The sequence below is a fragment of the Paenibacillus woosongensis genome, from assembly GCF_009725165.1.
Lineage (GTDB): Bacteria > Bacillota > Bacilli > Paenibacillales > Paenibacillaceae > Fontibacillus > Fontibacillus woosongensis.
This window is the reverse complement of sequence record NZ_WNZW01000005.1, coordinates 154,864-167,757: the sequence shown is the minus strand read 5'-3', so window position 1 is coordinate 167,757 and position 12,894 is coordinate 154,864. Positions and strand designations below refer to the sequence as shown.

The 12,894-nt window shown below is 54.7% G+C and carries 7 protein-coding genes; all 7 read right to left on the bottom strand.

The window, feature by feature from the left end:
- The 7 genes from GNP95_RS14965 to GNP95_RS14935 all read right to left on the bottom strand — a co-directional run bounded on the left by GNP95_RS14965 (position 1) and on the right by GNP95_RS14935 (position 12,788).
- Positions 1-2,745 (bottom strand): alpha-mannosidase, encoded by a 2,745-nt coding sequence (locus GNP95_RS14965; RefSeq protein WP_155611669.1) that lies wholly within the window; start codon positions 2,743-2,745, stop codon positions 1-3.
- A 22-nt stretch (positions 2,746-2,767) separates the two neighbouring features.
- Positions 2,768-3,754 (bottom strand): glycoside hydrolase family 130 protein, encoded by a 987-nt coding sequence (locus GNP95_RS14960; protein ID WP_155611668.1) that lies wholly within the window; start codon positions 3,752-3,754, stop codon positions 2,768-2,770.
- Positions 3,755-3,872: 118 nt separating this feature from the next.
- A complete protein-coding gene (locus GNP95_RS14955; protein WP_155611667.1) occupies positions 3,873-5,192 on the bottom strand; it encodes a glycoside hydrolase family 125 protein in 1,320 nt (439 codons plus the stop codon).
- A 99-nt stretch (positions 5,193-5,291) separates the two neighbouring features.
- A complete protein-coding gene (locus GNP95_RS14950; RefSeq protein WP_155611666.1) occupies positions 5,292-8,621 on the bottom strand; it encodes an alpha-mannosidase in 3,330 nt (1,109 codons plus the stop codon).
- Positions 8,622-8,623: 2 nt separating this feature from the next.
- On the bottom strand, positions 8,624-10,930 hold the full coding sequence (locus tag GNP95_RS14945; RefSeq protein WP_155611665.1) for a glycoside hydrolase family 3 N-terminal domain-containing protein: 2,307 nt from the start codon (positions 10,928-10,930) through the stop codon (positions 8,624-8,626).
- 31 nt (positions 10,931-10,961) lie between these two features.
- Positions 10,962-11,879: a carbohydrate ABC transporter permease gene (locus tag GNP95_RS14940; protein WP_155611664.1), complete on the bottom strand. Its 918-nt coding sequence runs from the start codon at positions 11,877-11,879 to the stop codon at positions 10,962-10,964.
- Positions 11,880-11,897: 18 nt separating this feature from the next.
- On the bottom strand, positions 11,898-12,788 hold the full coding sequence (locus GNP95_RS14935; RefSeq protein ID WP_155611750.1) for an ABC transporter permease: 891 nt from the start codon (positions 12,786-12,788) through the stop codon (positions 11,898-11,900).
- Positions 12,789-12,894 lie beyond the last annotated feature (106 nt).

Sequence of the window (12,894 nt, the reverse complement as noted above, 5' to 3'; positions counted from 1 at the left end):
TTATCGGCGTATGCCCACGGTTACAATTTCGCTCGGGAGAACCCGCATGGACAATCCTTCACGGCTGTTCCCGGAGGAGATTGGCTCCCGCGGTTCTTCCAGAATCGTCGTCTTATAGAAATATTGATGAGGAATTTCAGATTTCAGCGTAAGCTCCGCATGCTGATCACTCATATTGTACCAGCGCAGCAGCAGGTCCCCTGTCTCCTCATTCATTTTCAACGAAGTGAACGCCAGCTCTGGGCTTCCCCATTGGATCGGCGCATAAGCCGGCGCAATCGCTCCATCATGCACCCCGGTCTGGCATACCGTCCATGGGATCTGGAACTGGTAGGCTTCCACATAAGCGCCAGACGTCATACCGTCCCCGGAATGCGGGATCAACTCCATCCGTACTGTATGCTTCCCAAGGCATTGGGCCTCCGGCGTCGGGAACAGGCCCCAGTCGCCAAGCTCGCCGACGCTGCGCAGCAGCGTGATCGCAATGGTGTTGCGTCCATCGCGCAGCACCTCGTATTCATTTAAGCCGAGGTTCGCTACGGTCAGCCCTGCCCCAGCCTCTGAGTCGCTTACGTCCACGAACGCCTGTTGATGCTGGGTATTGCTTGGATTGGCCCATTCCGGCGCCGGGACGTTATCCCGTACCGGGATTTCGAACATGGAATCGACATGATGTACGGAAGCTGACAGATCCGTCGGGAACAATGCCCGTACCCGATGATCCTTGGCCTGGTTATCGATCGTGGTCTCGATATGAACTCCTCTGCCGCCACGCTCCAAGGAGACGATCGTCCGCAGCTTCAGGGTTACAGTCTCCCGGCTGCGCTGCGCCTTGCGCTCCGGGTAATAGACAAGCGCGCGCTGCTCCTCATCCAGCTTGGCATCCGCCGAAGCCGGAATTTCCCAATCATGCGCAATCTGAATAGATGCGCGATACGGTGTATTCTCCAATACGGAAATGCGGGCTGGAAGTCCTTTCGTCGTCAGCGCCGCTTCTCCCTCCGGCTGCTTGTACATATACTCGTTCCCGATATCCCCGGTGTTCTCGTACACGCCCAGATCACGGTAGACACGGCCTGTCGCCTTGTCGGTGAGCGAGAATGAGCCATCGCCGGCAATTTCGACATGGAGCAGCTCGTTCTCCATCACGCGCTCGCCGCGCAGCAGGGAAGAGCCAACAGGGGATGCGGCAGCCTCAGCACGGCGTACCCAGGCATACGCACGCAGCCCAAGCGCAGGTACTTGCTCCGCCCGGAATGTCAGCTTCACCCGGCGGCACATATAAGGCTGACGGAACTTGTCATCCGGCAAATCGTAGCCGAACAACAGACCGAGATCCTCTACCGTCACATCCAGCGTATTCCCTTGATCATCTACCAGCACGCGGCCGGCAAGGTCCACCTCTTTCATCCGGAGAGCCGTCTCTTCCAGCGTGAAGCCTTCCCGCAAATACAGGCGCGCTGCATCCAGCTCTACGCTGATCGTACCGCTGCGAGTCCAGCCCGTCGTGTTCATCGCTACCAGCGGCAGCGCATCTTCGCCAAAGGATGCGAACACCGAAGTATCCACCTTAGACGCAATCACCTGCTTGCTATCGTCGATAATCGCCTCAGCCACATGGCGGCTCTTATCGAAGCGCGTCACCATTTCTCTGTGCACCTCGTCTACGCTGCAGCCGCAAATGCTGTCGTGCGGATGGTTCTGCATCAGCGTCTTCCAGGCGTAGGTAAACAAGTGATGCGGATACTCTTTGCCTAGTACATGAGCGAACGAAGCTAGCGGTTCTGCGACCTTTTCCAGCAGCGCCTGTCCTTCCTGGTTCATCTGCTTCAAGTAAACTCGGGCCGACGCCGTATTGACCAGCGTGCCCCATCCGTCCGTACGCTGGCTGCGCAGCTCGCCTTTGACGGTCGATAAACTGTCGTTATCTAGAGCCTGCTCCACCGCCTGCAAATAATCCGGGAAATTCGAATGAACAAACTCCGTATCCGGGTACAGCTTCCGCGCCGTTTCGATTGCCTTCGGCAGATCCAGCTGCACTGGCTGATGGTCGCAGCCGTTCATGAACAGCAGCTCGCTCGTCGAGGCGTATTTCTCGGCGTCCGCCAGCTTGCGATCCCAGAAAGCCCTTGCTTCCGCTTCGTCCACCGGCACTTCATTTCCGTTCGAGTACCAGTTCGCAAATAGAATGCCGAGCACCTTGGAGCCGTCCGGCCCTTCCCAGATCAGCTCCGAGAAGGAGGACTCATAACCGTCGTCCGACACCGTATTGTTGAATCCAGTCGGCTTCACGCCGCGGCCGAAGAATACATTCGTAATTCCGGACTGCTGCATCAGCTGCGGCGTCTGGCCCACCAGCCCGAACGTATCCGGGAAGTAGCCGATTTTGGCTACCTCTCCGTAACGCTTGGCATCCTGGTGTCCAATCTGCATGTTCCGCACGTTGGCTTCCCCGCTCGTAAGAAACGCATCCTGTAAAATATACCAAGGCCCAATCAGCAGGCGTCCGGCGGTAATATGCCGCTGCAGCCGCTCCTGATTTTCCGGGCGAACCTGGAGGTAGTCCTCCAGAATAATCGTCTGTCCATCGAGATAGAAGCTGCGGAATTCGCTATCCCCGTCCAGCTTGTCCAACAAGGCATCGATAAGCTGCACCAGCCTTACATGATGCTTCTCATAAGGCATATACCATTCCCGGTCCCAGTGGGTGTGGGAAATGATGTGTGCTGTCTTCTTTTTGTTCATTCTCGATTACCTGCCTTCCATCTTATAATGGGTACTCCTCCATATAGTTCAACAGCTCATCCACCGTCGTGAAGGCCAGCCCTGTCACCGTATCGGCACAGCCGTAATAGATGGCAATGCGGCCGGTATCGGCATCGGTCAAGGCGGCGCAAGGGAACGTTACATTCGGCACGTCGCCTACGCATTCGTACATGGTTTCCGGGCCGAGAATATAGTTGCGCGATCTAGCGATCACCTTCCAAGGCTCATCCAGGTCCAGCAGGGCACAGCCCATACGGTACACGAACCCATTGCATGTATTGATAACCCCATGGTAAATCAGCAGCCAGCCTTTGTCGGTCTCAATCGGAACCGGACCAGGACCGATTTTTTTGGACTGCCAAGCGGATTCGTCGCCGTTGACGGTACCCATCACATACCGATGTTTTCCCCAGAAGGTAAGATCCGGGCTTACACTATAAAAGATATCGCCAAAAGGCGTATGCCCCGTATCGCTAGGACGGCTGACCATGGCATAGTAATCGCCGATTTTGCGCGGGAACAGCACTCCGTTACGGTTATACGGCAAAAAGGCGTTTTCCAGCTGATGGAACGTTTTGAAGTCGGTCGTATAGCCAACTCCGATAGTTGGGCCATGGTAGCCGTTGCACCAGGTAATATAATAGCGTTCTCCAATCTTAATCACCCGAGGGTCGTAACGGTATTCCCGTTTGGTGATTTCAGGGTCGCCCTCAAACACGATCGGCTCGTGATTGATCGTCCAGTTCACACCATCATCGCTAAATCCGGCGAAAATATCCATGCTCACGGATCTGGAATCACAGCGGAACACGCCAGCAAACTTGCCCTCAAAGGGAACAACGGCGGAGTTGAATACACTGTTCGAATTCGGAATTGCATTTCTCTCGATAATCGGATTGGCTGAATAACGCCAGACAGGCGCATTCAGACCGGCAGGCTTATCCTGCCAAGGGATATTTTTTAAGGACTCTCCAATAATTTTGCTCATGGTTGATGTCTCCTTTGTATGAAAATTACACTTGGGTTATCGTGAAATTGGGGTTCAATCCATAACCAAAGGGCTTGCTAATAACCAAAAATCTTACAACAGCACAAGATGGCCGGGCTTACAGAATACCTTCCTTCATCGCACGGTACACGAGTTGGGAGAACAGGCTGTTCGACCAAGCAAACCAGCTGCGTGTAAATATCGCAGGATCGTCCGCGTGGAAGCCTTCATGCATAAAGCCTGTATCCGCGTCCGTCGCCTCCAGCATGGCGATCATCTCCAGCTTCTCTTCCTTTGTCCGAGCGGTAATGCCCTGCATGGACAGCGCCATATGCCAGATATAGTTCTCAGGCGTATGCGGGCTGCCGATGCCCCGCGCCGCCTTCCCTTCGAAGTAGAATGGATTCTCCTTGCTCAGTGCGAAGCGGCGTGTATTTTGATAGATTTCATCGTCGGCCGTCACATAACCAAGATACGGAATCGACATCAGCCCCGGCGTTCCCGCATCATCCATCAGGCAGTAGTTGCCATAGCCGTCAGTTTCGTAAGCGTAAATCGGCCCGAATTCCGGATGGCGGTAGATGCCGTACAGCTTGATTCCATGATCCACCTCGAACTCCAGCTCCTTCAGCTCCGCCAGGAAGTCCATGTCCCGGAACACCCATTCCGCGAACTCCTGCATCTGGCGCAACGCCACGACCGCGAACATATTGCCCGGAATGTTGTAGTGGAAATCACAGGCATCATCGCTGGAACGGAAGCCGGACCAGATCATCCCGGTATAGTTGACCGGCATCCCCAGCCCGTTATTGCGAAGGGAATCCTCCGGTATCCCGTTATTGCGGGTAAACCGGTAGGGGGACTGCTCGAAATGGCGCTGCTCTGTTTTGAATACATCGACGATTTTGCGCATCGCCGCCTTGAACCCGGCATCGAAAATATCGGTGCGCTCCGTCTCCTTCCAATACATATAAGCGAGCCGTACTACGAAACATAACGAGTCAATTTCGAATTTCCGCTCCCACACCCATGGCGACATTTCCGTCTCGTCCGTCGTGTTCCAGTGCCAGTCGTTGGCTGTCTCGTTAAACGCATTGGCGTACGGATCAATGTGGACATATTGAATGTGACGCTTGATCAGCCCGCCGATAATCCGCTGCAAATCAGCGTCGTCCTTGGCCAGCGGCACGTAATGAATGACCTGCTCTACGGAGTCCCGCAGCCACAAAGCCGGGATATCGCCCGTAATTACGAAGGTCGTGCCGTCGTCCATCAGCTTCGTTGTCGTCTCCAGCGTATTCGGAAAAGTATTCTTGAACAGCTTCAGCAGCTTAGGGCGGTGCGCCAGCTTCTCCTCGGCTTCCTGCAATACCTCCAGCACAGCCCTTGGCAGCTCCAGCTTCGGCATTGGAATTTTCGGTAATCTGAATTGTTCCATGTCGTTTCTCTCCTTAATATGTCGAGTAGTATAGGCTTATGAGTGTGAGTAGAACTATTGGCTGAATGAAGCCGTGAATGCTTAATGATGACTGCTAACTCATATGTTGTTGCTGATGCTTAACAATGAATGCTTGATCTTGATGGTCTTGATTTCATAGGGCGCAAAAGACAGAGCAATGACCCCGTTGTCATTCTTCAGCCGCTCCGTTTCCTCTTCCAGCGCATTAGAGAGCCATACGTCCTGAGCAGGCTGCGCCCAGCGGAGTTCCACGTCCTCCCGGCCTCCGGAAGATTCGTAGAGGCGCAGGACCGTCCCGCTTCCATCCTCCGCCGGCTTGACGGTATCGACAATGACATGCCGTCCCGTAAAAGTGATGAAAGAATGCTCCGCAGGAAGCTTCCCTAGTTTCGGCTCTGCGGCCGCAACGACGGAAGCATGATTCAGTTCGGACGCCTGCCTTACCGTATGCGCAGACTGCCAGTCACCCTGATGAGGGTAGAGCGAGTATGTAAACTCATGCTCGCCAAGATCCGCGCTAATATCCGGCCATTTGGGCGCCCGCAGCAGGGACAGGCGAATCGTGCTGCCCTGCACGTCGTAGCCGTATTTGCAATCGTTCAGCAGGCTTACACCGTAGCCCCGCTCGGACACATCAGCGAAACGGTGGCCGCACACCTCGTACTGAGCCTGCTCCCAGCTCGTATTGCGATGGGTTGTGCGCTCCAGTGCCCCGAAAGGAATTTCATAGGTCGCTTTGTCCGTAACAACATCGATCGGGAATCCGACCTTGAGGAGCTTGTGGGCTTCATTCCAGTCGACATGCGTCTTGAAGTCGATGCGCGGGTTATCGTGATAGAAAATCACATCCTGCGTAATGACTGACTGGCTGATGCTCCAGCGGAATCGAAGCACGTCCTTGGTTGCCCCCGTCCATAGAATGCGCTTCTCCAGCAGCTCCGCTTCTCCCGCCGGCTGTTGTTCATAACGCTCATCGATATCCCATGCGTCCCATAATGTCGGACGGTCATGGAAGAAATGGAACCGGTTGGCCGCTTCCCCTGGCTTCACGATCTCCCGGCTGGCCAGTTTGTCGAACAAGCTGACGATTTCTCCCCGGTCATTGAAGCGGACAAGGTAATACTCCGTCTCCCAGACCGCTAGATCTTGCTGCTTATCTTGAGCTGGTGCAGCTTCATCAGCGACCGAATCCGTATCGAGCCCGGCCGTCACGCGATCAGCCTCAAGCCAAATCGTCGTATAACCAAAGGCGGGAATGTTCTTCACCAAAACCCATACCGTTCGCATACCCTGATCATCGCTGCTGACGTCAACTGCAAGGCGATGCCCTTGTGCATCATAAGCAGCCACCCCTGTGGAGATAGGAGTCCCCTCTGTATCGCTCTCCTCTAATTCAATGGCAACGACTTCACTGCGGCTCCAGCCCAGACTGTTAAATATGATGTAAGGCTTGCCATTGCTTGCCATTGCCCCTGTGTCCGGATTTATGTCATAACCGCCATTGCCGTGCCCCGGCAGGGTTGTAATCATTTCCGCTAGCGCTTGGATGCCGAACCCCAGCACAGTCTCCCCGTGCTCGAAGACTTCGGCATACTCCTTCATGGAGGTGACGTAGCTCTCGGTAATCGCCGAGCCCGGAATAATGTCGTGGAACTGGTTCAGCAGGATGAGCTTCCAGCCGTCATGGAGGCGCTGATCCGCCTCCTGCCGCAGCTCCGGCTTCATAGCCTGTGCCCCGAGCGCATTCCACAGCTCTGCCTCGCGGTACAAAATCTCCGCCTTGCGATTGTTCAGCTTGTTCCGGCCATGGGTTGTATACGTTCCGCGATGCAGCTCCAAATACAAGTCACCATGCCATTCCGGCAGCTTCGGCTGAGCCTCCGCGATCCCGGCGAAGAACTCCTTCGCCGTGCTGTAGCGGCTGGCCGGCTGGCCAACCATCAGCTCTGCGCGGTCGATATACTCCAGCATTTCGCGGGTCACGCCGCCCCCGCCGTCCCCATGTCCATAGAGCAGCATTTGCTCGTTATGCTTGGCCTTCTCCCGGTAGGACTGCCAGTGATCATGGATATCCTTCGGCAGCGTATTTTCGTTGACGCCATGGTTCAGATAGGACAGCATCGCCGTACCGTCTATGCCAACCCAGTGGAACAGATCATATGGGAACACATTCGTGTCGTTCCAGCCGAGCTTCGTGGTCATGAAGTAACGTATGCCGCCGTGCCGCAAAATTTGCGGCAGCGAGGCGCAGTATCCAAACGTATCCGGCAGCCATTCGATATCCGAGGTCATTCCGAATTCCTTCTGGTAGAATCGCTGGCCATACAGCATTTGCCGCATCAGCGATTCGCCGCTCGGAATGTTCAAATCCGGTTCGACCCACATGCCGCCAACCAGCTCCCAGCGCCCTTCCTTGATTCTAGCCTTGACGCGCTCGTAGAGCTCCGGGTCGTTGTCCTTCAAATAAGCGAACAATTGCGGCTGGCTCTGTGCATATTGATACTGCGGATATTCTTCCATCAAGGCATCCACAGTAGAGAACGTGCGGCTCACCTTGCGAACCGTCTCTCGTGCCGGCCACAGCCAGGCAATATCGATATGCGATTGCCCAACCATATGCAGCGTACCTTCCGCATTGCCGCCGATCTCCCGGATTCTTTCCTTTAATTCTTGCTCTACATGCTCTATAGCTCCTCCGTCGCGAATCTCCGCCACGCTGAGAGCAACGAACTGATCCATCGCCTGGTACAGCGCCTCCATCAGCCGGGTGCGGCGAAAATCCTGCTCTGGCAGCAGCAGGATGGAATCGCGGGCGATCACAGCCGTGTACATCAGGCTTTGCACCGCGCGATTTACCAGCACCAAGCTGCTGCGGATCGACGTAATCGGCGGTTGGATGACCGCCTGCTGGTTCAGTGGATCTTCCGGTTCGGGGATCGGATCGAAGAGTTCGATTTCCAGGTCGAGGACGCTGCCATCCCGCTCCGGCCGCAGCGTAACGAACGTATGGTTGCGATCCAGCCCCTGATAAGAGGCTCCGTTTATCCGAAGCAGTCCCTCTCCGCCCGATTCGAAGATGAGGCCGATATGCGCATTATGTCCGTTCCGCTGATGTTGCTCATCATGCCCGGCAAGCCCGATAGCTCCATTACGCCCGTCATGTACGTTTTGCCTATTACGCCCGTCAAGCCAGGCCGCAGGAATTTCAAGCTGCCGCCTGAAAAAATACGTCGTCCCCTGCATACTTGGGAACCGCTGCAAATCGCGTCCATCGGCATACGTTCCGAAATGCTCGTACTGGCCAGGCAAATGGTACGTCGCATAAGAAATATCCCACTCCGTCAGCTCGCGATACTCCAGCCATTGATGCTCCGACAGCTCACGAATGAATCTTCTGATCCGCTCCATCGCTATTCCTCCTCCCGTACCCTCAGCTCGACGCTCTGTCCGTCGTTCACGTGCTTGCCGACATAAATTTTGAATTGCCCCGGCTCCACGACCGGTTTATGATCTAGCCCAATGTACTCCAACTGCTCCCGGCCGACCTTGAAGCTCACTTCCCGGCTTTCGCCCGGCGCGAGCTGGAGCTTCGCAAAGCCTTTCAGCTCCTTGGCCGGTCTCGTCACTTTGCTGGCCACATCCGAAACATACATCTGCACAACTTCTGCTCCCGCAAGCTGGCCGGCATTCGTCACCGTGACGCTGACGACCGCCTCTTCATCCGCCGAAATGACCGCCGGCTCTACGCGCAAATTGGAATACGCAAATTCCGTATAGCTCAATCCGTAGCCGAACGGATAACGCGGCTGGGCGTCCTCCTCCGAATAACGCTTGCCCCGTGAGCGCTTGCCGTTATAGTAGACCGGGAGCTGGCCGACATGCTTGGGAATCGAGATCGTCAGCCGTCCTGACGGGTTCACATCGCCGAACAGCACGTCTGCGACCGCATGGCCGCCCTCCTGACCCGGATACCAAGCCTCTACGACAGCTTGGGCATGATCCTCGATCCACGGCTCGGCAATCGGCCGCCCGTTAATGTAGACGACGATGACCGGTTTGCCCAGCTTGTGAATCTCTTGCACAAGCTCCAGCTGCACACCGGATAGCTGTAAGGAGATGCGGTCAATTCCTTCGCCGCAGTCCATGTCGCTCCAGGAATTTTCCGTCACCTTGGATGCTCCCGTCCGTAAATCGATCGTGCCTTCGCCGAAATCACGGGCACTGGAGCCCCCAACGACCATGACGATCGTGTCGGCCTGCTCCGCACAGGACAAGGCATATTCGAAGCCTTCCCTGGAATCGCCTTTAATCCGGCAGCCCGGCGCATACAGCACTCGCTCCGGCTGGCCGGCAAGCTTGCTGCGAATGCCGTCCAGCACAGTGACCACCTTATCCTTCGGCTGAGGGGACGTGTAATCCCCAAGCTGGTTATAGCCCGCGTCTGCATTCGGCCCGATAACCGCGACCTTGCCTGCCGTTTTTGACAGCGGCAGAATGCCGTCCTCGTTCTTCAGCAGCACGATGCCTTCGCCAGCGATCCGGCGAGCCAGCTCCTTGTGCTTATCGCTGCCGATCACCTCCGCCGCCCGCTCCGGGTCGGCATACGGACGCTCGAACAAGCCCAGCTTGAATTTCAGCGTCAGCACCCGGCGCACGGCCGTATCGACCACTTCCTCATTCAGCTTGCCTTGGCGTACCGCTTCAACCAGGTACTTGCCGAACATTTCGCCGGACATTTCCATATCGATGCCTGCCGTAATGGCCTGAATCGCGGCATCCATTCCGTCTTCGGCCACATCATGACCTGCCGCGAGCATATCGATTGCTCCGCAATCAGTAATGACCATGCCATCAAAGCCCCACTCCTTGCGAAGCACATCGTCCAGCAGCTCCCGATTCGTCGTGCACGGCACCCCGTCGATTTCGTTGTAAGCCGGCATAATGGACTTCGCGCCTGCTTCAACCGCTTTTCTAAACGGCAGCATATCCACTTCAAGCAGCTCCCGCTTGCCCATATGCACAGGCCCGGCATTTCTGCCCCCTTCGGAGCTGCCGTAACCGACAAAATGCTTCAGGGTAACTGCAACAGTATCTTCCCGATCTAACGAATCCCCTTGCAATCCTTCCACTGAAGCGACCGCCATTTCGCCGATCAGGTATGGATCCTCCCCGAAGCATTCCTCCGTCCGGCCCCAGCGCGGATCGCGAACGACATCCAGCACAGGCGAATAAGTGACCGCGCCGCCCTGGCTTCTCGTCTCCAAAGCGACCGCACGGCACATCTCGCGGTACAATTCCACATTCCAGGTGCTGCCCAGCGACAGCGGCACAGGGAACACCGTCGCGCCAATCGCCATATGTCCGTGAGAGCACTCCTCCCCGATCAGAATCGGGATGCCGAGCCGGGAATTCTCGATGGCGTAGCGCTGAATTTCGTTCACCGCCTCAGCCCCTTTCCGGGGAGACAGCCCCGTTTCCAGCGTAACCCCTGTCCATGGGTCAGCCCGAAGCGTGCCGTAAAGAGAACCAATGCCTCCGTTTTTCACTTGTTCCTTGAAGGATTCCGTAAGACTGATTTTTCCATCTATATGCTCATAGGCTTGCCAGCCGAAAGTTTGAATCAGCTGTCCCGCCTTCTCTTCCAAAGTCATAAGCCCGAGCAGATGCTCTACCCGTTCTTCCGTTGGTCTCTGCCTATCTTTATAGATCTTGGTCATCGTCTCCACTCTCTCCTCTACCTCGATGATCTTATTCTTTAACAGCGCCGATGGTTAGACCTTGAATGAAATAGCGCTGGAAGAAGGGATAAGCAAAAATAATCGGCCCCGTCGCGAGAACAACCATCGCCATACGGGATGTATCCTGCGGCATCGAACGCAGCGCCTCCAGGCTAAGTGAGCTATTCTGTGAGTTTTGCATAATGAATTGCATGCTTGTCTCGATCCGCATCAGCATGGATTGCAGCGGAACCAGATTAGGATCGTCGATATAGAGCAGGGCATTGAACCAGTCATTCCAGTAGCCCAGCGTGCTGAACAGCCCGATCGTAGCGAGGCCCGGCAGAGACAGCGGCAATACAAGCTTCAGGAAAATACGGAATTCGCCTGCGCCGTCGATTTTACCCGATTCCAGAATCGCATCCGGAACACTCGTGCTATAGAAGGTCCGCAGAATCATAATATAGAACGCATTAACGGCCAGCGGCAGAATCAGCGCCCAAATTGTATCTTTCAGGCCGAGCAGCTGCGTCGTAACGATATACGTCGGAACGAGCCCGCCGTTGAACAGCATCGTAAAGAAAGCAAAGAAGGAGAAAAAGTTGCGATATTTAAAGCTTTTGCGCGAGATGGCATAAGCATAAAATGCGATAAACAATAAACTGATTATCGTCCCTACAACGGTTACGAATATCGTTACTCCGTACGAACGGAGCAGCGTATCCCCCGTCTGAAACACGTATTTGTAGGCTTCAAAGCTCCATTTGGCAGGCAGTAGACGATAGCCGTCACGCGCCAATACTCCTTCATCCGTGAAGGAAATGATGACTACGAATAGAAATGGAAATACGCACACAAAAGAAAAAATGCCGGCAATCAGATTGAATATCATATTCCAAGGCTTGGATAAATGGTGGAAATCTCTTGTTTTTATAGCACTCTGCGCCATGTTGCTTCTCACTCCCTTCTAGAACAACGCATTGTCCTTATCGAACTTGCGCACGATGTAGTTTGACGTCATAACGAGCGTAAAGCCGACGATGGACTGATACAGGCCAGCTGCGGTACTCATGCCGATTTCGCCTGTCGTCTTAAGGCCGCGGTACACGTACGTATCGATGACATTCGTAACGGCATATAGGCTTCCGGAGTTTCTCGGCACCTGATAGAAGAGACCGAAGTCCGCATAGAATATTTTCCCGACCGCAAGCAGCGTCATAATCGTAATGATCGGGGCAAGCATCGGCACCGTGATGCGGCGGATTTGCTGCCATTTGTTCGCACCGTCGATCATCGCCGCCTCGTATAGCGACCTGTCGATTCCCATAATCGCCGCCAGGTAGACGACGCTGTTGTAGCCGACCGCCTTCCACAGATAGACCAGAATAATAATGAACGGCCAATATTTCGGATCGGCATACCATTGGATAGGATCCATGCCAAGGCCTTTAAACACTTGATTCAGCAGCCCGCGTTCGGAGCTCAGGAAGCTGAAAGCGAAATAGCCGACGATGACCCAGGACAAAAAATACGGGAGGAACATGCCGGTTTGATATATTTTCGCTAAGCGTTTGTTCACAATCTCAGAGAGTACGATGGCCATCAATACCGACAATACTAAGCCGATAAAAATAAATGCTAGATTATACAGCAGCGTGTTGCGCGTAATAACGAATGCGTCGTTTGTGCTGAACAGAAACTTGAAATTGTCCCATCCGACCCACTTACTGTTCACGATACTCGCCCAGAAGCCGTCTCTATGGAAACGGTACTGCTTAAAGGCAATGACGGTACCCAGCATCGGCAGATAGGAGAAGAAGAGAAACCACAATGCACCCGGCAAAACCATGAGCAGCATCACTTTGTTTTTGGCGATGTCTTTAAAAAAGCTGCCGATTTTCCTCACGCTTACCCCTCCTGTTGGTTATTGAAAAAGAAGACCGGGAGGGCCAATCACCCGCCCG

Bases quoted from the DNA above. Each gene is read 5' to 3' on its own strand.
- GNP95_RS14965 (WP_155611669.1), bottom strand. From the start codon at position 2,745: ATGAACAAAAAGAAGACAGCACACATCATTTCCCACACCCACTGGGAC.
- GNP95_RS14960 (WP_155611668.1), bottom strand. From the start codon at position 3,754: ATGAGCAAAATTATTGGAGAGTCCTTAAAAAATATCCCTTGGCAGGAT.
- GNP95_RS14955 (WP_155611667.1), bottom strand. From the start codon at position 5,192: ATGGAACAATTCAGATTACCGAAAATTCCAATGCCGAAGCTGGAGCTG.
- GNP95_RS14950 (WP_155611666.1), bottom strand. From the start codon at position 8,621: ATGGAGCGGATCAGAAGATTCATTCGTGAGCTGTCGGAGCATCAATGG.
- GNP95_RS14945 (WP_155611665.1), bottom strand. From the start codon at position 10,930: ATGACCAAGATCTATAAAGATAGGCAGAGACCAACGGAAGAACGGGTA.
- GNP95_RS14940 (WP_155611664.1), bottom strand. From the start codon at position 11,879: ATGGCGCAGAGTGCTATAAAAACAAGAGATTTCCACCATTTATCCAAG.
- GNP95_RS14935 (WP_155611750.1), bottom strand. From the start codon at position 12,788: ATGCTGCTCATGGTTTTGCCGGGTGCATTGTGGTTTCTCTTCTTCTCC.